The 22,980-nt window shown below is 56.0% G+C and carries 17 protein-coding genes and 1 tRNA gene; 7 read left to right on the top strand and 11 right to left on the bottom strand.

Annotation, left to right across the window (positions count from 1 at the left end):
- The first annotated feature begins 118 nt into the window (after nucleotides 1-118).
- Nucleotides 119-2,992 (top strand): OmpA family protein, encoded by a 2,874-nt coding sequence (locus CAP48_RS15905; RefSeq protein WP_100698429.1) that lies wholly within the window; start codon nucleotides 119-121, stop codon nucleotides 2,990-2,992.
- A 319-nt stretch (nucleotides 2,993-3,311) separates the two neighbouring features.
- Here the strand turns inward: CAP48_RS15905 and CAP48_RS15900 are convergent, their stop codons facing one another.
- Nucleotides 3,312-3,761, bottom strand: a complete 450-nt coding sequence (locus CAP48_RS15900) for a hypothetical protein (protein WP_100698427.1) — start codon at nucleotides 3,759-3,761, stop codon at nucleotides 3,312-3,314.
- 262 nt (nucleotides 3,762-4,023) lie between these two features.
- Nucleotides 4,024-5,250: a YeeE/YedE family protein gene (locus CAP48_RS15895; RefSeq protein ID WP_100698425.1), complete on the bottom strand. Its 1,227-nt coding sequence runs from the start codon at nucleotides 5,248-5,250 to the stop codon at nucleotides 4,024-4,026.
- Between the two features lie 637 nt (nucleotides 5,251-5,887).
- On the opposite strand from CAP48_RS15895, the gene CAP48_RS15890 reads away from it, so the two are divergent.
- Nucleotides 5,888-6,145: a hypothetical protein gene (locus tag CAP48_RS15890; protein ID WP_100698423.1), complete on the top strand. Its 258-nt coding sequence runs from the start codon at nucleotides 5,888-5,890 to the stop codon at nucleotides 6,143-6,145.
- Between the two features lie 386 nt (nucleotides 6,146-6,531).
- Here CAP48_RS15890 and CAP48_RS15885 read toward each other — a convergent pair.
- The 4 genes from CAP48_RS15885 to araD form a co-directional block, all read right to left on the bottom strand.
- Nucleotides 6,532-6,605, bottom strand: a tRNA-Cys gene (locus CAP48_RS15885).
- Nucleotides 6,606-6,860: 255 nt separating this feature from the next.
- Nucleotides 6,861-7,559: a GntR family transcriptional regulator gene (locus tag CAP48_RS15875; protein WP_100698418.1), complete on the bottom strand. Its 699-nt coding sequence runs from the start codon at nucleotides 7,557-7,559 to the stop codon at nucleotides 6,861-6,863.
- 143 nt (nucleotides 7,560-7,702) lie between these two features.
- A complete protein-coding gene (locus tag CAP48_RS15870; protein WP_100698416.1) occupies nucleotides 7,703-8,419 on the bottom strand; it encodes a ribonuclease activity regulator RraA in 717 nt (238 codons plus the stop codon).
- 13 nt (nucleotides 8,420-8,432) lie between these two features.
- Nucleotides 8,433-10,166: an L-arabinonate dehydratase gene (gene araD / locus CAP48_RS15865; protein WP_100698414.1), complete on the bottom strand. Its 1,734-nt coding sequence runs from the start codon at nucleotides 10,164-10,166 to the stop codon at nucleotides 8,433-8,435.
- Nucleotides 10,167-10,475: 309 nt separating this feature from the next.
- Between araD and ada the strand changes: the two genes are divergently transcribed.
- Both ada and CAP48_RS15855 read left to right on the top strand, forming a co-directional pair.
- On the top strand, nucleotides 10,476-11,558 hold the full coding sequence (gene ada / locus CAP48_RS15860) for a bifunctional DNA-binding transcriptional regulator/O6-methylguanine-DNA methyltransferase Ada (protein WP_100698412.1): 1,083 nt from the start codon (nucleotides 10,476-10,478) through the stop codon (nucleotides 11,556-11,558).
- 673 nt (nucleotides 11,559-12,231) lie between these two features.
- A complete protein-coding gene (locus tag CAP48_RS15855) occupies nucleotides 12,232-13,902 on the top strand; it encodes a 3-(methylthio)propionyl-CoA ligase (protein WP_242444519.1) in 1,671 nt (556 codons plus the stop codon).
- Nucleotides 13,903-14,011: 109 nt separating this feature from the next.
- Here CAP48_RS15855 and CAP48_RS15850 read toward each other — a convergent pair whose 3' ends face one another.
- Complete coding sequence (locus CAP48_RS15850; protein ID WP_161495280.1) at nucleotides 14,012-14,917, bottom strand: LysR family transcriptional regulator; 906 nt, start codon at nucleotides 14,915-14,917, stop codon at nucleotides 14,012-14,014.
- Nucleotides 14,918-15,092: 175 nt separating this feature from the next.
- On the opposite strand from CAP48_RS15850, the gene CAP48_RS15845 reads away from it, so the two are divergent.
- Both CAP48_RS15845 and CAP48_RS15840 read left to right on the top strand, forming a co-directional pair.
- Complete coding sequence (locus CAP48_RS15845; RefSeq protein ID WP_100698408.1) at nucleotides 15,093-16,100, top strand: tripartite tricarboxylate transporter substrate binding protein; 1,008 nt, start codon at nucleotides 15,093-15,095, stop codon at nucleotides 16,098-16,100.
- On the top strand, nucleotides 16,097-17,059 hold the full coding sequence (locus CAP48_RS15840) for a succinylglutamate desuccinylase/aspartoacylase family protein (protein ID WP_100698406.1): 963 nt from the start codon (nucleotides 16,097-16,099) through the stop codon (nucleotides 17,057-17,059). The genes CAP48_RS15845 and CAP48_RS15840 overlap by 4 nt, the downstream gene beginning before the upstream one ends.
- 355 nt (nucleotides 17,060-17,414) lie before the next feature.
- Here the strand turns inward: CAP48_RS15840 and CAP48_RS15835 are convergent, their stop codons facing one another.
- The 3 genes from CAP48_RS15835 to CAP48_RS15825 all read right to left on the bottom strand — a co-directional run bounded on the left by CAP48_RS15835 (nucleotide 17,415) and on the right by CAP48_RS15825 (nucleotide 20,894).
- Nucleotides 17,415-18,251, bottom strand: coding sequence for an oxaloacetate decarboxylase (locus tag CAP48_RS15835; protein WP_100698405.1), 837 nt, complete (start codon nucleotides 18,249-18,251; stop codon nucleotides 17,415-17,417).
- Nucleotides 18,252-18,649: 398 nt separating this feature from the next.
- Nucleotides 18,650-19,492: a cyclopropane-fatty-acyl-phospholipid synthase family protein gene (locus tag CAP48_RS15830; protein WP_242444518.1), complete on the bottom strand. Its 843-nt coding sequence runs from the start codon at nucleotides 19,490-19,492 to the stop codon at nucleotides 18,650-18,652.
- A 28-nt stretch (nucleotides 19,493-19,520) separates the two neighbouring features.
- Nucleotides 19,521-20,894 (bottom strand): APC family permease, encoded by a 1,374-nt coding sequence (locus CAP48_RS15825; RefSeq protein ID WP_100698401.1) that lies wholly within the window; start codon nucleotides 20,892-20,894, stop codon nucleotides 19,521-19,523.
- A gap of 346 nt (nucleotides 20,895-21,240) precedes the next feature.
- On the opposite strand from CAP48_RS15825, the gene CAP48_RS20125 reads away from it, so the two are divergent.
- Nucleotides 21,241-21,555: a hypothetical protein gene (locus tag CAP48_RS20125; RefSeq protein WP_153045718.1), complete on the top strand. Its 315-nt coding sequence runs from the start codon at nucleotides 21,241-21,243 to the stop codon at nucleotides 21,553-21,555.
- Here CAP48_RS20125 and CAP48_RS15820 read toward each other — a convergent pair.
- On the bottom strand, nucleotides 21,524-22,651 hold the full coding sequence (locus CAP48_RS15820; protein ID WP_100698400.1) for a metallophosphoesterase: 1,128 nt from the start codon (nucleotides 22,649-22,651) through the stop codon (nucleotides 21,524-21,526). The two genes, CAP48_RS20125 and CAP48_RS15820, sit on opposite strands and share 32 nt — an antisense overlap.
- Nucleotides 22,652-22,980 lie beyond the last annotated feature (329 nt).

Below are 22,980 nucleotides of genomic sequence, written 5' to 3'. Positions count from 1 at the left end.
TACTGCTGTCCTGCCGCAGCGAGTCGGGCGGCTTAATCGACGCTGATTAAGTGATACTATGGAACCGCAAGCGCCCGGGTAGGGTTTCGTTCAGCTCCAGCAACGGTATGAGGATTCCATGAGTGTCGATTTCAGTCAGTTCTTTAATGGCCCGATTCGTGAAAGCCTGATTGCTCAGGTTTCCGGCTATCTGGATATTTCCCGCCCGCAGGCGACGACCGCTTATGATAAGGCGGTTGCGCTGGTCATTGGCGCGATGGCACGGCAGGCAGCCAAGCCCGAGGGTGCGCAGACACTAACGGATCGCATCAACGACAGCCAGACGCAGGCGAGCCTGACTTCCAGTGCGCTGTCACCAACGGTTCTGACCAACGATCAGTTTTCGCAGATCGTTACGCTGGGTGAGCGCGAACAGGCAACCATTCTGGGCGCACAACAGGAAGCGGTGAGCGCGCACCTGGAAGTGGCCACCGGGCTAGATCGTCCGATGGTGGTATCGCTGTTGTCTATTGTTGTGCCGTTCGTGCTTTCCTATCTTAAAAACAATATCACAACCGAAATTGCTCCAGCGCCGGACCTGCCGACATTGCTTGCCACCCAGGCACCTCACGTCGCGCCCCAACTGGATGCGCCAGCCCTCGCAGCGCTGGGCGCCAACGACCTGCAAGAGCTATTCGGAGCGGAAGCGCTGGCCGCTGGCGATGCCGGCGCCACGTCCCCGTCATCAGGAAAAGAGTCGGGTGTGGCACGGGGGCCAATGACAAATGATAAAACAACAAACGGTTGGTTCAAATGGGTGTTGACGCTTGCGGTGGTTCTTGCCGGCGCCGCCTGGATAAAGAGCTGCACGCAATCGGAAATCGAACAGACCGACAACGCCAAACCGGCTGATCAGCAACAGTCCGCAACCGAGACGCCTGCCACCGATGAGCCATCGAACGAACCGGCGGGGTCTGCGGCATCGACCGCCGCAGAAACAAGTGCCGGCGCTGCTGCGGATTCGGATGCTCCGGCCGAGCCCGCCACGGATTTCCCGGCCCCTGCCTCTGATCCATCAGCGGAAACTCCGGATTCGTCGGACAGCGCCGAGCAGACACAAGCCGATAGCGCTCAGAATGATAGTGCACCGAGTGAACTGACTGAGGGTGAAAGTACTCAGGGTGAAAGTGCTCAGGGTGAAAGTGCTCAGGGTGAAAGTGCTCAGGGTGAAGCTACTCAGGGTGAAGCTACTCAGGGTGAAGCTACTCAGGGTGAAGCTACTCAGGGTGCTAGCGCTCAGGGTGAAAGCGCTAGCACCGCCGTTGCTCCGGCTACCACAGGGAGCTCGGACAGTGTTGCTACGTCCGATGGACAAGCTACTACAGCGCAGTCGCCAGACGAGCAGGATGCGACAGACTCAGTAGAAAAGGCCGCGACTGAAGCGCAAGAGGCTCGGCCGAATCCCGGGGCAGAAACAGCGACAGAAGCGCCAACTTATGGTCAGGCCAGCGACAGTATGGAGCCTGAGTCAGCCGCCAGTAGCGCCGGCACAGGTGGAGACGCGCCGAATGCCGGTGGCATGAGCCCTGATGCTAGCTCGTCAGCAGAAGAGGAAACGACAGACACCTCGGCCAGTACCATAGAGGCTGACGGTGCAGACAATGGCGCAGGAGAACAACAGCAAGAGCCAGCAATATCGGAAGACACTAGCACCACGCCTGCGGCGGCAGAACCCGCCGAACAGCCGGCCTCTGCAGACGACAGCGGCGCTTCGGGCAATACACCAAACTTTGCGGCGAGCACAAACTCGGCGCAAGGTCAGTCAGCCGGTAGTGACGCAGCAGAGAAAGAGGCTGACACTCAGGTTGACACCCAGAGTGAAGCCCAGAGCGATACCCAGAGCGATACCCAGAGTGAAGCCCAGAGTGAAGCCCAGAGTGAAGCCCAGAGTGAAGCCCAGAGCGATACCCAGAGCGATACCCAGAGCGACACCCAGAGCGACACCCAGAGCGACGTCCAGAGCGATACCCAAGGCGACCCTCAGAGTGAAACTCAGCAGGGTACACAGGACGACAGGGCGGAGGCCACTGGTGATGTCGATACGCATACGCAGCCTTCGAACTCCACGCAGCCTTTGGTAGACACAACAACATCGGAAGATGGCGGACAGGTTGATTCGGCAATCTCCGACTCAACGCAGACTGATGCGGCAACGGTCACGGGCGATGCGCCGGATCCGAGCGCTACTGCAACAGACTCAGTCGCTGACGGTGCGCATGCCGCTGCGACGTCTGCTGCGCAGATTCGGCTTGAACGTGATGGCGATACGTTCAGGATCGAGGGTGCCGTGCCCGACGAGGCGGAGCGCAATCGGATCGTAAGCGCGGCCAAGTCCGTTGACGGGCACAGCGAAATCGACGACAAGCTGACAATAGATAGCGCCGTCCGCGCGTCGACGATTGACGACTATCCGGGCTTATTCAGCTTGCTTCGCGGCTATCGCAATGTCAATGTCAGCCTGGACAAGGACGTCCTCACATTAACGGGCCAGGTGTCGTCCAATGAGGAAAAAGAGTCGCTTGCGACCCGGGCTCAGACTCTAGGGGGCAGGGATATCCAGGTCAGTGATCAAACGGAGGTTGCGGTATCCGATGCCAGCGCCGTGCCAGACTCGGCTGCCGCGGCAGCGACTGCGCCGCAAGTGCGATTTGCCCTGGGTAGCGCACAGGTCGATAGCCGCTTTCACCAGGCACTGGATCAGTATGCGCAACATCTGAAAAACAGTGGAAAATCGGTACGTCTGACGGGTTTTTCTGATCAATCCGGCAATGAGCCGGCTAACAACGCTTTATCAAAACGCCGGGCCGAATCAGTGAAGGCGTACCTCATATTGCGCGGTGTACAGGCCCAGCGGATCGAGGCCGAAGGACAGGGAACGCACGCGCCGATAGCGGACAATACAACAGAGGCCGGCCGTGCGCAAAACCGTCGCGTGGAATTTCACGAGCAATAATGTTCACGTTCAGCAATATTGACGAACGGTAATATTTACGAGCAGCAATGGCGAGGGCTATGATTACATCGATCACAGGTGTGTTCGTGTCGATGTATTGGATGCCCCTGATACTAAGCCACATGATGCTCGGCCAGTTTGCGATCACCAGGCAACGGCGGGCAACAGAGCAAAGCCGGCGTTGAGATCCGGCTTGGGCATTTTCTGCAATGCAATTTGCTTCAATGACATTCGCTGCAATGTCGTCTAATGCATCGCGTTTGCCGCGATGATCGGGCCGTATTCTTGAAAATAAACACGGATGACATACTACTGCGATTTATCGCGCGCCTGCAGCAAGGTTTGCCGCGGCCGCACAGCCCGTATATTTCCTGTCGTTATAGAACATGGTGGCTCTCAGTTCATAAGCACTTTGTCCAACTGTACAGGGGGCTTTGCTGATCATTAAACTCACCTTGGGTGTTCTGCCTTTTTTTGCTGGGGCCGTGCTGCGAATCCTGATCAAGTCGGTGTCGTTCTTGGCGTTGGTGCGCTCGGCAACCAGGGTGACAAGATCGGTGGACGATCGTTCGATTGTTAACAGGGGTCCGTCAATGACGGCTTGCCATGCAGCCGGCTGGCGGCCAAAGGCCGTGAACGCCGGCGCGGCCTCACTGATGCTGCCTGCTGATGAATCACCCAGCGTATATGGGTCTGTTTCGTGTCCGACCAAAATGGAAACATCGCGATCAGAATTGCCCGCCCCAGTAACCGGGGCGCATGCAGTCATGGGCGGTATCATGCAGCATAACAATAGGAATGAATATATACGATTCATATTTGTGCCTTGAAAAGCTGGTTGGACGGCCTGTTCTGAACTGCCAGATCAGGCGCTGCCGAATGCAGCCGTTACCGCACAGGCTGGTATTGAAGCCAGCTATTTTCGCGCGCTGTCTAAAGAAAGACGACGTGGCATTTTAACGCTGCATACCTAACTCACCATTAATTTCCGTCAAGTTTTGCGCTGGAGATCATAAAGACTAAATTGATCGCTAACACCCCGTCTTGACGGTTTTCTCTACCGCGAGACCGAAAAACGGGCGCATTTTTGTGCCGATGACGTTGCCGACGAAAGCGGCCACCAGCCACAGCCAGCCATGCAGGCTACCTGAAAGAATGCCGCTGAAATAGGCGCCAATGTTGCAACCGAATGTCAGCCGGGCTCCGTAGCCCAACAGCAGGCCGCCCACGATGGCTGCCACCACAGATCGTAGTGGCATATTCCAGACGGGAGCGAATTTTCCGGCCAGGCTGGCGGCCAGTAGTGCACCCAGGACGATTCCGATGTCCATGACACTCGTGATATCGTTGCGCACCGGCGCAGTGAGGGACGCGGCGGCTGCGCCTTGCCAAAACTCCCAGCCACTGACATCGTAACCGGCAGCCATCATGATTTTCGAGCCCCACAAGGCGAATGCCGATGTCACGCCCCAAGGGCGGCCAGCCAGTGCCAGCGTCGCAAAGTTAAGCAGCACCAGCAGAACGGAGCCGATGATAAGTGGCCAGGGTCCGGATAACAGCCGCCCCCAGCCTCTGGTTTTGCCGGCGCTCACTGCCGAGGAAATCAGTGTTCCGTGCCGACGCTTTTCAGCCCAAATGGTGAACAGGGCGATACCCAGGAATAACACGACACAGCTGATCAGCGCAGCTGGCGCTCCCCATTCCTGGACAATGGAATAGGGCGCAAACGAAGGACGGCTGGCCCACCAGGGAAGATGTGCAGCGCCGATGACTGAGCCGATAATAAAGCCGATCAGTGTGATGATCATGCGCGTACTGCCACCACCTACGGTATACAGGGTACCAGAGGCGCAACCGCCGCCCAATTGCATGCCGATTCCGAAAATAAAGGCGCCTACCAGCACGGATGTGCCGACCGGGCTGACAAAGCCGCTGACGTTTTGTCCCCAAAGCGTACCGCTGGCCAGCACTGGAAAAAACAGCAAGCAGCCCAGGGCCAGCATCAGCATTTGCGCGCGCAGCCCGGCGCCCCGCCGGTCCGAAATAAAGACCCGCCAGGATGAGGTGAAGCCGAAAGCGCTGTGATACAGGGTCGCGCCCAGCAGGATACCTACGATCCACAGCGTGGCTTGTCGGCCGCTGACCGTGCCGTTCAGATAGACAATGCCCAGTACAACGAGTGCAAATGATACTGCAGCCGGGATCACGTTGATCGGCGATCGTGGGGAAATAGGAAGCGTGGAAGGATTCGATGCCATAATAAATCAAGAGTTGTGAAATCGTCGCTCTAACAGCGACACAAAGCAGCAAGCGTTTAACACGGTAGGAAGCGTTTGTCGTACGCTGCGGATCAGTCAGTACGTCCCCGAATCAGAGCGCCACCGATCGGCCAGGACACCACTAATCAGTCAGTACTCCGTACTCCGCCGATGAGTAAAGTAAAATGTAAAATCAAACCGCCATATCGTTTTATTTTAATGCGCGAGGTACCGTTGCCCCTATGGTAACCTTTCCACAAGCAGGGTCGCGGTGGAGCTCACTGCGGGTACGACGATGTCAGCATATATTTAATTTACAAACCGTCACAGGAGCGTCCTGTCCCGTCGCGGCGGCGCTTTCCGTATCAGCCACCTGTAAGTACCGGTAAAAAGTTTATCCAGTCAGGCCTGCTAATTGCCGATATCTGCGCGATAACTCCAAAGAGCTGACCGCAGATGTCGCCAAAAAGCATGCATTTGCCGACCAGCCGGCCAATGTCATCGGTATAGCCATATTAAGCATTTGTTACCGCAACGCGCTGACAGACGCTAACCTTGTTAGTATGGCTCAAACGGTGTCGTCATCGCCCGATGACGGCTCTTTGCTGAAACCATCTTTACTTTTCGAGGTGATACGATGATTAGCCAAAACACGACACAAGACGATGCTGCCGACGCTCTGGGCAAAGCTGAGTCCACCGCAGACGACCTGTTTGACAGTTCAAAAACCGAAATGAAACGCAAAGCCGCGCAGGCAGCAGGCGACGCCTCTTATGCGGTCAATTCGATCTTCAGTTCAATTGAAGATTCTACGCGCAGAAGCCCCGGTTGCGCGCTATTGGTAGCCGGACTTATCGGCATGTGTATCGGCAAGCATTTTTATAAAAAGCCCTAATTGGATAGGGGTGGCGTCCGGACCCTGTGTGAGGTTTCTCAGGCAAAAGGCGTTGCGAAAACGTCGGCGCCTACCAGGCGTACCGCTGCGCGTTGGCGGGTCAGAGCCGCATGACAGGCCCAGGTGCGCGGTGTATACAGTTTCTGTAAGCGACGGGGGGACTTTTTTGCGCGAATTCAGGAACCATCCGGGATCTTCCGGATGGTTCGGTTTTGGCAGCATTCGTCATGTCAGGTTACCCGCGTGAGCGCAAAACCTCAGGGCGGCGACTTATAGAGAAGAGACAAACTGTCTGTTTTATGAGTGTGTTTTTGGATTTTTGCGGAAAAATGCGATTTTTGCGAAAAAGGTGATATATCAGAATTGCTCTGAAACCCGCATAATAATGGAGGCGCAGAGCGGAGTCGAACCGCTCTAGACGGATTTGCAATCCGCTGCATAACCGCTTTGCTACTGCGCCTTAGTAAGAACCAACAAAGAGCCAAGCATTATGGTCGATATTGACCGCGTAGTCAAGGCCAGGGGCAAAACCGCGACAAATCGTCATTCGCGTTTCGGACTATTACCCGTGATTGCGCTTGGTAGCAAGCTTCGCATCATTTTTGTGGCCGCGTGTGCTTTTAAAAGTCTTGCAGCTGGCCAGACCAGACCGCTCGTAAACGACGATTAGCGCTGCCCAGACGACTCATACCCAATTTTTGAAAGCCGTTACCCTTTAGGTCGGTTCTTCATTTTCGCTTACCCATTGTGGGTAATCCTGGCGAATTTGTCCTGCATATTCCAGTGTTTCCGACAGATGCTCGCGCAAATGCTGTTGCGCAAGCGCCGGGTCATGCTGCGCGATGGCCTGCACAATTTGTCGGTGTTGTCGGATAATGCGTTCCAGTTTGCCCGAAACTGGCAAATGTAGACGGCGCAGCCTGTCCAGATGCCCGCTATGGCTATGAACCAGTTGCCAGAGCGCGTCTTTTTCCGCAGCCTGATAAAGCAATCGATGAAATTGCATATCGGTTTTGCTCAATTCTGCCAGATCTCTGGCGTGGTGATAATGTTCCTGCTTTTCTACCAGCGATTGCAGCGATGAAACCAATCCGGGAACGGGTGACAGGGCCAGCTCCCGCAGCAGTTCCAGTTCAATGGAGCGGCGCAGAAAATGCGCCTGCCTGGCAAGGGGGATGCTGATCAGGCTGACCCGCGTTGAGGCCTGGGGGAAAATATCCAGCAGCTTTTCTTGCGCCAGTTTCAGCAAGGCTTCGCGTACCGGTGTCTGGCTCACGCCATAGCGATCGGCCAGTTCCGCACGCGAAAGTAAGGTACCCGGCGGCAGCTGCAGGTCAACAATCTGCTGGCGCAGCAATTGATATAGCTGCGGTGCGGCTTGGCGGCTGCGGTCCAGTGACGTGGCCGGGTTCATGTCTGTCGACTGCGCAGCGACCGGATTGCCCGTATGGGCAAGAGGCTAACCAAAGCTGATCGCTTCAAACCGGATTGACTGCGGTCCCGCGAGCGGCTGCAAGCCACGTGATGAGCGCCTTGCGAATGGTTGCGTTTCATTCGCTATCTGCCATTTGTGTGCCGCCAGGTCTCGAAATCGGCTTTGGCCTGGGGGTCGGTGGCAGGGTACAGACCAATTATAGATCTGCCGGCAAGCACTTGTTCCGTGACAAAATCTTCGTAGGCTGTCATCTCGACGGCTTCGTCGGCGATCTCTTGCGCCAGATGCACCGGAATCACGACAACACCTTCTGCATCGCCAACGATGATATCGCCAGGGAACACCGCAACGTCGCCGCAACCGATGGGTACGTTGATGTCCTGTGCCTGATGCAAGGTCAGGTTGGTCGGCGCCGAAGGGCGGTTATGATAAGCCGGGATATTGAGCCTGGCGATCTCAGGCGAGTCGCGAAAGCCGCCATCGGTGACGATGCCGGCCGCGCCGCGCTTCATCAGGCGAGACACCAGTATAGAGCCGGCCGACGCGGCACGGGGGTCCTTGCGGCTGTCGATCATCAGCACCGCGCCCTGTGGACATTGATCAACGGCAACTCGTTGCGGGTGGGTGCGATCCTGGAAGACGGCGATGGGGTTGAGGTCTTCGCGCGCCGGTATGTAGCGCAGGGTGTAGGCCTCGCCAACCATGGTGGGCAGGTCGGGATTGAGCGGGCGTACGTCCTGGATAAACTGATTGCGCAGGCCGCGCCTAAACAATGCAGTGCAAAGCGTTGCCGTGCTTACGGCAGCCAGTTGTTTGCGAACGAGAGGGTCAAGGGCCATGATGATTTCCTGATCAATAAATGCTGGGTTCGTTGTTGGGCGCGCCGAAGCTGGTTTCCAGAAAGTCGAAATCACAACCGGCGTCGGCTTGCAGAATATGCTGCGAAAACATCCAGCCGTAGCCGCGCTCAAAGCGGCGTTCGGGCGCGATCCAGTCGGCTCGTCTGGTGGCCAGCTCCTCATCGCTGATTTCAAGATGGATACGACGCGCGGCAACATCAACGGTAATCATGTCGCCGGTACGCACCAGCGCCAGGTTGCCGCCGATGTACGATTCGGGCGCTACATGTAAAACACAGGCGCCGTAGCTGGTGCCGCTCATGCGCGCATCGGACAGACGCAGCATGTCGCGCACGCCCTGTTTGATCAGCTTGACCGGAATCGGCAGCATGCCCCATTCGGGCATTCCCGGGCCGCCCAGCGGGCCGGCATTGCGCAACACCATAATGTGATCGGGCGTGACATCCAGGTTTTCATCATCGACTGCCGCTTTCATGCTTGGATAATCGTCAAAGACGAGCGCGGGCCCGGTGTGCTGCAGAAACTGCGGCGCGCAGGCGCTGGGCTTGATGACGCACCCTGACGGCGCCAGATTGCCGCGCAGTACAGCAAGTGCGCCTTCGGGATAAAGCGGATCATCCATGGGGCGGATTACGTCATCGTTATACACTTGCGCGTTCTGGATGTTTTCTGCCAGCGTCTGCCCGGTAACGGTCAATGTGTCGCCTTGCAAGTGATCGCCAAGTCGACGCATCAGGGCGGGCAGGCCGCCCGCATAATAGAAGTCTTCCATCAGATAGGTGCTGCCGCTGGGACGCACATTGGCAATCACCGGCACATGCCGACTGGCCGCATCAAAGTCATCCAGCGTGACTTTACAGCCGGCGCGACGCGACATGGCAATCAAATGGATGACCGCGTTGGTGGAGCATCCCATGGCCATGGCAACGGCAATGGCGTTCAAAAAACTGGTTCGAGACAGAATGCGGGCCGGTGTCAGATCCTCCCATATCATCTCGACGATACGGCGCCCGCAAGCTGCCGCCATGCGAATGTGGTTGGCATCAACGGCGGGGATGGATGATGCGCCGGGCAACGTCATGCCGATAGATTCGGCAATAGCGGTCATGGTGCTGGCGGTACCCATTGTCATGCAGGTGCCTGCGCTACGGGCAATGCCGCCTTCGACGCCAATCCATTCGGTTTTGCTGATTTTTCCTGCGCGTCGCTCATCCCAATATTTCCAGGCGTCCGAACCCGAACCCAGAGTTTTTCCTTGCCAGTTGCCGCGCAGCATGGGGCCGGCAGGCAGATAAATACAAGGCAGGCCAGCACTGATCGCGCCCATTAGCAGTCCCGGCGTGGTTTTGTCGCAGCCGCCCATCAATACTGCGCCGTCTACCGGATGGCTGCGCAGCAGTTCCTCGGCTTCCATCGCAAGCATATTGCGATACAGCATGGTGGTCGGCTTGACGAAGTTTTCCGACAGCGAGAGCGCCGGCAGCTCTATAGGAAAGCCGCCGGCCTGGAAAATCCCCCGTTTGACGTCTTCCACTCTTTGCTTGAAATGCGAGTGGCAGGGATTGATATCCGACCAGGTGTTCAATATGGCAATAACCGGGCGGCCTTCCCAGTCCTCGGGCGCATAGCCCATTTGCATGATGCGGGAGCGGTGACCGAAAGAGCGCAAATCATCCGGGGCAAACCAGCGCGCGCTGCGAAGAGATTCATAGGTACGTTTTGACATGGTGGTATCCGGGTTGCAGCAAGTGAGAAAACACCATTGAAACATTAATATATCAGTTGGCATATTCGGGATATCGATAAAGCAAAGGCGTCGTCTGCACAAACGACAACCTGCGCAGGCCCGAAAACGGCACGAATACAGCGCCAATACAAACCAGAAGGGCCTGCATAAGGGCCAGAACAAGCCCCCAAACGATATGGCCAGAACGCGCTGAACATGAGAGAGAAATTCAATCGCAAGAAATGGATTGCTTGCGATTGAATTCAAATCTATGCTTTGGTGAACTGACATACCAGCGAGAGATCAACCATGACATCCACCCGAAAACCGCCCGCTCCCTTTGCCTCGGATCAAGCGCGCTGGCAGGCCGTACAAAGTCGGGACCGGCAAGCCGATGGACATTTTGTCTACGCGGTAAGAACCACGGGCGTGTACTGCCGGCCTAGCTCGTCGGCTCGCCTGCCACAACGCAAAAATGTCGTTTTTTTCAATACACCGCAGGAAGCTGAAGCAGCCGGCTATCGCCCCAGTCGGCGCGCCCGGGCAGACCGGACAGCGGCGGCCATTGAAACGGCGCAGTTGGTGGCGCGGGCCTGCCGCCATATTGAATCGGCGCAGACGCCGCCCAGTCTGGACGAACTGGCGCAACAGGCCGGTATGAGCCCCTTTCACTTTCATCGGGTGTTCAAGGCGGAAACCGGCCTGACGCCAAAGGCATATGCCTCTGCCTGGCGAGCCAGAAAGCTGCGCGATGAGCTGGGGTCTCCGCTGGCGTCAATTACAGATGCAATCTATACCGCCGGCTTCAATTCCAATAGCCGCTTTTACGAAGCGTCACAACAATTGCTGGGCATGCGTGCGCGCCAGTATCGGGCTGGTGGCCAGGGTGTGGTTATCCGTTTCGCCATCGGACAATGTTCGCTGGGCGCCATTCTTGTAGCGCAAAGCCACCGGGGGATTTGCGCCATTATGCTGGGTGATGATCCCGATGCGCTGTTGCGCGACTTGCAGGATCAATTTGCCAGGGCCCACCTTGTCGGGGGCGATGCCGACTTTGAGCGTCTGGTGGCGCAGGTAATCGGCTTTGTGGAGGCGCCGTCCGTGGGCCTGAATCTGCCGCTAGACGTCCGGGGCACCGCATTTCAGGAGCGGGTATGGCAGGCATTACGGGACGTGCCTGCCGGCACCACGGTCAGCTACAGTCAGATTGCCGAACGGATCGGGGCGCCCACTGCGGTACGCGCCGTTGCCCAGGCTTGTGGCGCAAACCGCATTGCCGTTGCCATCCCTTGCCACCGCGTCGTCAGGCGCGATGGCGATATTTCAGGCTATCGCTGGGGAGTCGAACGCAAGCGCCAGTTGCTGGAACGGGAAGCGCCCGGGCAATTGTGAAGCAGCGGGACTGTTAAGCAAGGCGAGCAGTAAAGCAAGGCGAGCAGTAAAGCAAGGCGAGCAGTAAAGCAAGGCGAGCAGTAAAGCAAGGCGAGCAGTAAAGCAAGGCGAGCAGTAAAGCAAGGCGAGCAGTAAAGGAGGATGGGCGCCATATTTTGTGTCTGCGCGATTTCGTAGTATCGCAGGGGACAGCCCACCACCTCGTCTATTGTCGATCAGGCAATCCGTAGATGGCAATGGCCGGCCGCGGCGGCCAAATCTGCGGTCTGGTCTGGCGCGTTAGTCTGGCGGCGCGCATGCGCATGCCGGGCGGGTATCGTAGATTCATCAATTGAATAATTGAACAATTGTGGGACAATAATCGCGTAGAACGATCATGATCAGTTGGGTGCAATGATCAGTCGGGTGCAATGATCAGTCGGGTGCAATGATCAGTCGGGTGCAATGATCATTTGGGTAGTACGATTATTCGGATTTAACGATCATTTGGGTAGGTACGTTCGTTCGGGTGGGATGATCAATCGGGCCAAAGGGTCAGTCTGGTAAAAAAACGATCAATCTGCTAAAACGGTCAAGCGCGTAGTCGCACAGCACTGAGCGAAGTGGCAACTGGCTCGCCCGGGTAATCAACGTACCTGAGAGTAAATAGAATAAATCCAAAAGAGAGAGACTTATGACAGATGAAATACAGATGGGCCTGATGCAGCCGCATCCATTGCTGATATCGTCACTTATTGTTCATGCCGAGCGCCATCACGGTGATGGTCAGATTGTCTCGCGTCGTGTTGAGGGAGATCTGCATCGCTATCATTGGCGCGATGTGGCGCGCCGTTCGCGTCAGGTCGCGCGTGCGCTTGACGGCATGGCTTTGCCGCTTTCCGCAAGGGTGGCAACGCTGGCTTGGAATGGCTATCGGCATCTGGAGCTGTATTTCGGTGTCAGCGGATCGGGCAGGGTGTTGCATACCATAAATCCTCGCCTGCATCCCGATCAAGTCGCATGGATTGCCAATCATGCCGACGACCAGGTTCTGTGCTTCGATTTGAGCTTTCTGTCTCTGGTGCAGACCGTGCATGGCAAATGCCAAACGATCAGGCAGTATGTGGCGCTATGCGACCGTGACGCGTTGCCATCTGACAGCGCCATACCCGGCCTGATCAGTTATGAACAGTGGGTGGAAGAACAGTCGGACGACTATCGCTGGCCGCAATTTGATGAAAATGCCGCTTCCAGCATGTGTTACACCAGTGGAACGACAGGACATCCGAAAGCGGTCATGTACAGCCATCGTTCAACGCTGCTGCATGCCTATGGGGCGTCACTGCCCGATTCCATGGCCATCTCGGCGCGAGATGTGATCCTGCCCGTAGTGCCTATGTTTCATGTCAATGCCTGGGGTATCCCCTATGCGGCTGCACTGACCGGCGCAACGCTGGTTTTTCCAGGTCCGCTTTTGGACGGAAAATCGGTCTACCAATTGATCGAGCAAGAGGGAGTGACGTTTGCGGCCGGTGTGCCGACCGTCTGGCAAATGCTACTTGATCATGTTAAGGGTCAAGACCAGCGATTTTCCACACTCAGGCGTACGGTGATTGGCGGATCGGCCTGCCCGCCAGCCATGATACAGGCGTTCCAGGAGCAATACGGGGTAGAGGTTATACATGCTTGGGGAATGACAGAAACCAGTCCGTTGGGCACGCTGTGTACGCTGAAAAATAAATCCCTGATGCTGCCGGCCGAGGAGCAACTGAAACTGCGATGCAAGCAGGGGCGGGCCCTCTTCGGGGTGGATTTCAAAATTGTCGGCGACAATGGGCGTGAACTGCCGTGGGACGGCAACACATTTGGCGATTTGTATGTGAAAGGACCATGGGTGGTGCGCGACTATTTTCCCTGCAACAACAACGCCGCACTGGCGGACGGCTGGTTTCCCACCGGCGACGTAGCGACCATTGATGCCGATGGGTACCTGCAGATTACGGACCGTAGCAAGGACGTGATCAAATCCGGTGGCGAATGGATCAGCTCCATTGATATCGAAAACATCGCCATGGCGCATCCGGCCGTGCAACTGGCTGCCTGCATCGGCATCAGTCATGCCAAATGGGACGAGCGTCCGATCATCGTGGTTGTCAAGCGAGCGGACATGACGCTCGATCGGGATGAACTGCTGCAGTTTTATGAAGACAAAATGGTCAAATGGCAGATCCCGGATGACGTCATATTTGTGGACGCCATTCCGTTGGGCGCCACAGGGAAAATGCTCAAATCCAAAGTCAGGCAAATGCCCGAGGTTGCTGCGTATTGTGAACTTGCGGCCAGCCGGCTGCAATCCCAGCAATAGTGTTTTCGCACGTGGCTTGCCGGTGCCGCACAGGGCCTTCAAACAATGCTGCACAAGCCCCTCGAACAAGCAGCGCACAAAGGCCTGCGCGCTGGCGTGATCTCTGGTATCAGCGTGTGGTTCTGTCCCAGCTCATCTCTGCTGCGACAGACAGCGGCTCTTTGGAACGATACAATCGCACTTCAAAAGGCACTTCGTTTTGCCTGCCGCCCAACACGCGCAGCTTTCCGGACTTGCAGTCCTGCGCCACCACAGACCAAGGCAGCCAGCCGATGCCTCGACCTTTTTTGATCAGTGCCCAGGCCACTTCCACTGAATCGCAATAGGCCACCGGCGCCAGCGCATAACTACTTGCACGTAAATGATCGCTAAGAATATGATGCAGCGAGAGTGTGTTGATATACGTGACGTGAGGGATAGGCGTGAATTCGTCAAGCAAATCGTAGGCCACGTCACGATATTTGGCGGCGCAACATACGGGCACGAATCGGTCTGTACCCAGTTGCAGATACTGAAAATTGGCGGTCGCGACCGGGACGGATAAATTCGGGTGCTCATAGCAGCAAAGAAAATCCACTTCCTCTCGTTGTAGCAGGGCGACCATATCCGGCGTAGAGCCGGTCCTTATCTGGACCGACACGGCAACAGACAGCTCCCGTCCAATGACATCTGACATTTCACAGGCCCAGTCCGCTACCAGCGTGCTGGCCAGATAGCGTCCCGTCGCAATACGCAAGGCATAGTGTGTCTCCTGGCCAGGCGATTTTATTTTCTTGCTGACCGTATTGAGTCTGGCAACAATATATTCGGCTGTCACCAGCAGTTCACGCCCCTCCTGTGTGAGCCTGACGGGAATTTTGCTGCGATCAACCAGTGTTGCGCCAGCCCAGTGTTCCAGATCCCTGATGCGTCGGCTGAATGCGGGATGGGTTACATTGCGCAGCTCGGCAGCCTTGGTAAAACTGCATGTTTTGGACAAGGCAATCAGATCTTTCAAAAGTTTGGTCTCTGCCATGGGTAGCCATCGTATCGGTATGGGTTGGGATCGCGCCCGCCTGCTTGACAGGGCACGATCGCAGACTGTTGCCTCGCGGGCTTTATTTTGCACGCCATTGTGCAATAAAAGCACAATGCTGATGTTTTTCAGCATTTAGTATAGAGGCAATAAAAATTTGAACGGAGACATTGTCATGAAAAAGTTAAGTAATAAAGCTCTGCGAACGGCATCCTGTGCCCTGTGTGCACTTGCCCTGCTGGTAGCAAGCGGCAGGGCAACACTGGCGGCGTCGACGTACCCAGACCGCCCCATCACGATTGTGGTAGGGTATCCCGCCGGCGGCAGCGTTGATCTTAACGGCAGGGTAGTGGCCGAGACGCTGGCCAAGAAAATAGGCGCTAATGTGGTGGTTGAAAACCTGGGGGGTGCAGGCGGCACAATCGGCGCGCAGAAAGTGATTCGCGCCAAACCGGATGGCTATACGCTGCTGGTGGGTTCACTCAATGAAATTGTGATAGCCAGTCTGGTGAACCCGGCAGTCAAATATAATGGTGTGACTGACTTGCAGGCCATTGGCCTGATCGGTGACCAGCCATTGGTGCTGGCTGCGTCCAAAGAGACCGATATCAAGAACACCGCTGATCTGGTCAACGTGGCCAAGTCGGATAACTCGGACAGCTACAGTTACGGCTCGTCCGGCGTGGGCACTTCGTTGCATATGGCAGGAGAAATGCTCAACGCTGAAACCCAGGCTAAATTTTTACATGTGCCTTATCGGGGCGTGGCTCCCCTGGTTACGGATCTGACCAGCGGGCGACTTCCTTTGGGCGTGTTTGCCCTGTCTTCGGCGTTGCCGCAAATACAGTCGGGGCAAATAACCGCCATCGGTGTAACCAGTGCGAAACGTTCTTCCTTTGCCTCTGATATTCCGGCGCTGGCTGAAAATCCCGCCCTCAAGGCCATGGATATCAGTGTCTGGTTTGGCCTGTTTGCCCCCAAGGGCATGCCCGAGGCGGTGGTTAAAAAACTGCAGATCAGCCTGCAGCAAGTGCTGGCGGACCCGGCATTTCAGGAGAAGTACCGGACCACCGGCAGCAATGTCATGCACACACAGCCGGAGCTGGCCACATTTTTTCAGGCAGAGCATAATAAATTCAAGAAACTTGCCGAAACAGCCCATATTGCTACGGGGCGACCATGAACACAGCGTTTAAGATTGCGTTACCGGATTTGTCTGCAGAGCGGCTGGGCAATACCGATACACCAGGCGTATGGGCATTTGATTCGGGCACAGCAGGCCCGACGCTATTGATCACGGCATTGATTCATGGCAATGAAATTTGTGGCGCCTGGGCGTTGAAGGAACTTTTGGCCGCCGGCTTGCGGCCGAAAAAAGGCCGACTGGTGCTGGCGTTTTGCAATCTGGCGGCATTCGATACGCTGGATGTGAGCGCGCACGACGCAGCCCGTTTTGTCGATGAAGACATGAACCGTGTCTGGACCAGCGATAAACTGGGTCAACCGAATACGCAGGAGCGCCGGCGAGCACTTGCGCTTAGAAAATGGGTCGAGGCGGCAGACTGGTTGCTTGATATCCATTCCATGCATGAACCCAGTCCGCCGCTGATGATGAGCGGGATGTTGAAACGGAATGTGGACTTGGCAAAACGGCTGGGTGTGCCGCAACACGTGATCATGGATGCAGGGCACAAGGACGGCACACGCATGCGTGACTTCGCCCAATTTGGCGATCCGCAATCGCAGGCGCTGGCGTTGCTGATCGAATGCGGGTACCACGGCGATCCATCTTCCATTGATACCGCGCGAAACGTGGTGGCCCATTTTCTGCTTGAGGCGGGTATTGTTCAGGCCGCCGATCTGCCGAGTCATTGGACGGTTGCCCCAAAAGGGCAGCAAACGGTGTTGCACGTGACTGCGCCGGTCGTGGCAACGTCGGCATCATTGTCGTTTTCTGAGCCGTATCAGGGAATGGAGTGCATTGCCAAAGCCGGCACGCAGATTGGCAAGGATGACGATAAGCCTATCGTCACGCCCTACGACAATTGTATTCTGGTCATGCCTTCCCTGCGCCAGTTGAAGGTGGGGGTCACTGTGGTGAGATTTGCGCATGAACGGCAGGATAGTACCGAGTCGGCTTAGAACAATCTGCAAGGTGGTCAGGCCTGGATTCTTTACTCGTCCACCCGGCATCTGCTGCCCAAACTGGGCGCGTTCATCAATTTCATGGCTGAACGCCTGAAGGCTGAATCAACCCCTGAACATTCAACATCACCCAAGATGACGAATCTGCCGTATGAGTCGCCCGAGGCACCGCGATAATCTCATGACAGTCGTTTGACGATGCGCGAGCGCGACCTGACTTTCGGTTGCCTTCATTGTTCAAGCAGAACTTGTTCGGCAAATTGGAAAAGCGCGTGAAGCGATTGGGGGCGTCGTCGACAAGCAGTCGGTATGCTGCCAAAAAGCGGGAGCGGTATGCTAGTAGCCCCAAAGGCTAGCGCGATGTTGCCGAAAATAATCGATCCAGTTCAGCGCCGCCAATAATTCCGCCCAAGCCATCGAATCGGCCTTCTTGCGCGATCTGCTGCGCGACCCGCAGAAAGCCGTCCATGGCCACACGTGCCAGCGCGCCACCTACGCTGATTCGCCGCACGCCAAGTTGCTCCAGTTCTGCGACCGTCAAACCGATTGCGCTGCCGCATAATACATTGACGGGGCGGTCATTGGCTGCCGCAACGACAGCGCTGATCTGCTCCCTGGTTTTTATGCCGGGGGCATAGATACAGTCTGCGCCTGCTTCTACGAACGCGGCAATGCGCCGGGTGGTTTGCTCAAGATCGGGTGCGCCACGTATAAAGCCTTCGGTCCGGGCCGTGAGCAGCACGCGTTCACCAGTCTGATCAATGGCTGCGCGCGCCGCGCTGATGCGCGAGACCGCCTCGGTAAATTCATACAAACCATCAGCGCCACCTTGTGGTGTATCTTCAATGGACAGCCCCGCGATGCCGGTGGCCACACACTTGATGATGTTTTGCTGCATCTGCCCTATATCATCGGCATAGCCATTTTCAAAATCGGCATTCAGCGGAACATTCACGGCAGCTGCCAGCTCGGCCAAATGGGCCAGAACCATGTCCAGCGACTGTGTTCCGTCCGGCATGCCATTGGCGTAGGCATGTCCGGAACTGGTCGAGGCCAGCGCGGCAAAGCCCATCTGCTCCAGGCATTTTGCAGTGCCGATATTCCAGGGATTCGGGATAGTGAAGCAGCCGGTCTGATGCAACTGAAAAAAAGCTTCACGCTTCTGGCTGGTTGTGCGCACTGTGGTCATGGGACACCTGTTGACTGTTCTATAGCGAGGAATTACGGGTGAAATACCGGCTTTCTGTAAATATTAGCACGCTGTGCTGGCAGGGGTGGACGACACGGTTGATGGTGCAGCCGTTCAGGTCATCGCTATGCACCTGTGGCAAGAGTATGTACATACGCGTGGACCATGCCATTGGATCTTTGCAACGGCCAATGACCTATGAGGATCCGATGGTCAAGTCTATGGCCATATCCGTGCCGGTTCCTGGTGCCGAAAAAATTCGTCTGATACAGCAGTGCTGAAGCCTATCTGATGCAGGCGATGTGCGTGGGCTTGTCTCGCAGGCTAGCTGAGCGGGTTCGGATATGAATAACAACCCGCCTGTTGCTGTTTGAACGACTGGGAAAATGTATCACCTCTTACTGCATGGATACCAGTCGCGCTGTCCAGTCAGTTTTTCCGTCTATCGTCCCGCGCATTTGTTTATTATCCACTTTGCCCGAGTATGTCTGGCCGTCGACTGAAAAGGTAATGTTCGCTCCGTTCAGGCGTGCATTGCTGATCCGCCGTTGATTGGCGCCGTCGCTCAGCGTTCCGTCCAGCACCTGGAATCTCTGTTCCAACTGAAGTTCACGCTCGCCTATTTTCCAGGTGCCGGCAACCTTGGCCGGAACGATCCATTTATAGGCATGGCAGTAATTGGTGCAATCCTCTTTCACTTCTACTGATTCGTCGGGCTCCCATGCCTCCATTGCAAATGAATTGGAAACCACCCGCGTGCCGGGCTTCATATCCAGCAGGGTCGGACGCAAGCGCAGATTCAGGCTGGGCAATAGGAAAAGCGTAACCACAGAGGCATCTGAAAAATCCGATTCGAAGATATCGGCCTGTTCGAATGTTGCACGCTCGGTCACACCTTCGGCTTGTGCGGCTCGTTTTGACATGGCGACCAGGTCCGGGTCGAATTCAATGCCTCGCGAGATTGCGCCGTGCTTGGCAGCGGTAATGACCAGTCTGCCATCGCCCGAACCCAGATCAACCAGTCGGTCATTTGCGGTTAACTGGGCCATCTCCAGCATGCGGTCAACCAGTGCCTGTGAGGTAGGCACCCATACGACGTCCTTGCCCTGCTGTCCGACAGATGGCGTGTATTGTTCGGCGGCTGCGTCGTTCTCTGATGCCGGGGTGGCGGTTTGTGCCGCAAGAGGGGAGCTCACAATCATGGTGAACAGTATCGCGGCGACCAGGGGTTTGGCAGGCATAGGCATCGATTCTCTCCTGTTTATGTGATTACTTCAAAGCGGTGATTTCAGTTTGTGAATGCGGGTTGTCCGGTTCCTCATCGTCCCTGATCCGGAACAGAAGAATGGGTGCGCCCGCGGCAAGTACGGCCAGCCCAATTAGCGCAGCCACGCCTGTGTAAACGACGCTGGCGTAGAACATGTACAGGCAGCTCAGGCAAAACAGAATGGGAGTGATGGGATAAAAGGGGACTTTGTAGGGCAAGACGCGTTCAGGATGGCGCCAGCGAAGCACGAACAGCGAGAGCCCGACCAGCAGCATGAAGGCCCAGAAAACGGGTGCCGTATAGTCCACCATGGCTTTGAAGCCATCACGGGTGATGGCTCCCATGGCTATGAGCGCCAGGGCAATGGTACCTTGCAGAAGCTGGCCGTTGGCCGGCGTTTTGCCGCGGCTGTCCCAGATCGCAACCCATCTGAGTATGGTCATGTCGCGGGCCATGACATAAAAAACCCGGGCGCCCGTAAAAATGGTTGCGTTCAGGGTAGAGATCGCTGCAACGATAATGGCCAGAGTCACTGTGAGCCTGCCGGGTTCTCCAGCAACCACGTGCATCATATCTGCGGCAACAGCATTGGATGCCCGCAGCCCCTCCAGGCCCAGAATCGAGAGCAACGCGAGATTGGTCAGTACATAAAGCGTTACCAGGATCAGGGTGCCCAATGTCAGTACTTTGGCAATGTTGCGTGGCGCATCCTTGAGTTCGCCGGTCAAATAGGCCGCTTCGTTCCAGCCACCATAGGTGAGCAGCACGAATATCATGGCCATGCCAAGTGCGGCGGTTTCCGGGGCGGCGCTTTGCGTTGCGGCCGGCGCCTGACCCGAGCCCAGAAGACCAAACAGAATGATAGCGGCGACTGCTGCAATTTCGATGAAGGTGACGACGATCTGCAGGTTCTTGCCTTCGGTGGTGCCAATGAAATTGACGCCGGTCAGAACAATAACCGATATGGCCGCATAGAGGGACGGGCCGTACGGCCCCAGAGGAACGATTTGCGCCAAGTAGTCGCCAAGCATGAAAGCAACCGTCGCGATAGCGCCAGTCTGAATGACAGTGCAGCGCGCCCAGCCGAACATCATGGCAACGGAGCGACCATAGGCGCGCGACAGGAAATGGTATTCACCACCGGCATGAGGATGAGCCGCAGACAGTTCGGCGTAGCACAGTGCTCCCACGAGTGTGACAAGCCCGCCGACAATCCAGACCAGGATAAACAGCCATTCGTAGGCAACATTGGCCGCAACAATTGAGGGGGTCCGGAAGATGCCGATACCGACGACCAGCCCGACAACAATAGTGACAGCGTCAAAAACCGAGAGCTGGGGTTGTGGTCTGGCCTGGTTCTGGCTCTGATCAGTCATCTGAATCCCTTGCTGTTAAACAAAACCAATGTCAAACAAAGATGAATGCTGGGCGCACATGCGCTGTGACGTCTGGAGATCAAGGTGCTGCTAAGGGTGCTGCATACTGTCCCGTCAATGGATGTGGGCAGAATGGGTATGGTTGGCGCGGCTGGTGCATTATGCCCCGCAGGGCAGCGCTTAATATTCTCTCACCGGCGGTGATCAATCTGCCGGGAGGACTTGGCGTAAGCAGAATATAAAATCTTACAAGTAGCTGAAATTTACTTTAACATAAAAATAATGACAAGGCGGTGTAATTTTTTGTGCAATCACAAAAGTGATTTCTGTAATTTATCGCGTGGCTATGAACAAAGCCATGAACTGTGTCAGGTCTGGAACAGCCTTTGAGAGCGTGCAGTTGAATTCTGTGACTGTCAAGAAAGGTGATTGCGGAAGACAGGCAGATGTTGTTAACGCCGGGAGGCCCGGCAGAGTATTGAGAAAATTGGTCAATACCTTCATCCGGGTGCTGATGGAATTTGTTTCTGAAGGCGTAAGCCTGTCTTGTATCCCGGGGGTGGTCGGTCTGGCCAGGCATGTATTGCATGTGCCAGGCCAGCCGATGAATGATTCGAACCCGGTGTTGTTTAACTTTTGGTTCGAAGCACGATCTGTGTAATCTCGGATGGGCGTCCCAACCGGACGGGAAACCCGTTCCACAAACCTGTTCCCATGCTGACGTACATTTTCATGGTATCAACATCGTATATGCCGTTGACGAAACCCTCATTGGCCATTTTGGTAAGTACGTGCGCGCCTAAAATCTGACCGCCGTGCGTGTGCCCCGACAGTTGCAGCGAAACGCCTGCCTTTGCATGGACAGACGCCCCCACCGGGCGGTGGGCCAGCAGGATAACGGTTTGGTCTGTTGGCGCGCCCTCCAGGGCGGCAGCGATATCCGGGTCGGGAAGGCCGAAGCGAGCCGCCGCGTGATCGGTAATGCCGGCCACCACGATCTGCTGGTTTTCGTGGGTGATGGTAACGTGCTGGTTAGTGAGCATTTGTAGGTCGAGGTCGTTGAATGCCGATAGCCAGCTTTGATATCCGGAATAGTATTCATGATTTCCTGGTATGGCCAGTACACCGTATTTGGCGGTCAGCGATTGCAGGGGTTTGACATCGGCGGCTCTTGCCTGCGGCGTGCCGTCGACCATGTCACCGGTGATCACTGTCAGATCAGGGTTGAGCGCATTGGCACGATCCACCACAGCCGCCATCCATGGCTGCTGCAGCAGGCGGCTGGCATGCAAATCGGTCAATTGCACAATTTGAAAGCCATCAAAGGCTGCTGGCAGCCCCGGCAATGCAATCTCAATCTTTTTTACTTTTGGGACCTTCACTGCATTCCAGACGCCGATAGCGGCTATCACAAGTGTGATAATAGTAATAGCAAAAAGCAGCCGCGGCGAGGCCAGCAGCACACGACCTGTTTCGGCTGATAAGGGATAGGTCACGATCCCCAGCAAGTCTTTTACGAGAATGAAAAAACCCAGTAAAAGCAGGGTGCAGAAAAGCCACCCCAGCAGCATCAATACCGCACCAGGAATTTCCGGCGAGGCCATGGAGCCAAACCAGGTTCGAGTGATCAGGTGATGTTCGGCGATGCAAAGGACGGCAAGGGTCAACCCGATTTTGGTAGTCAGGTTCAGCGAAAGCGGCCAGATGCCGCGCGCGCTGACGTATAGACCAATGACCGCCATAATGATATGGAGCACGGGGAAATTCCTGTTGAAGTTATTGTGGATTCACGGATGCGGCACCGGCCTATATCAAACCAGACCGATTTCAATCATCATGATCAGCTGGTGCCGACACGATGTCGCTATGAATAGACATCGTATTATACGCAAGCACAAAGTCTGGCTGGCGTGTCTGGCGTCAGCACCCGCCGTTTGGCATTATTCCTGTTGTGCAGCACAAGGCATGCCGATGATTAAGCAAGACGCAACAAGCAAGAAGACGTAGCTGTGGACGGGAGCAGGGAGCATATCTGTGGTGGTAAGCGAAAAGTGTATCTCGGGAATAGCCGAAAGGCGAGTGTGCA

The organism is Advenella sp. S44 (assembly GCF_002810445.1).
In the GTDB taxonomy this organism is placed as follows: domain Bacteria; phylum Pseudomonadota; class Gammaproteobacteria; order Burkholderiales; family Burkholderiaceae_B; genus Advenella.
The sequence above is the reverse complement of the archived record's forward strand: the minus strand, read 5'-3'. Positions and strand labels throughout refer to the sequence as shown.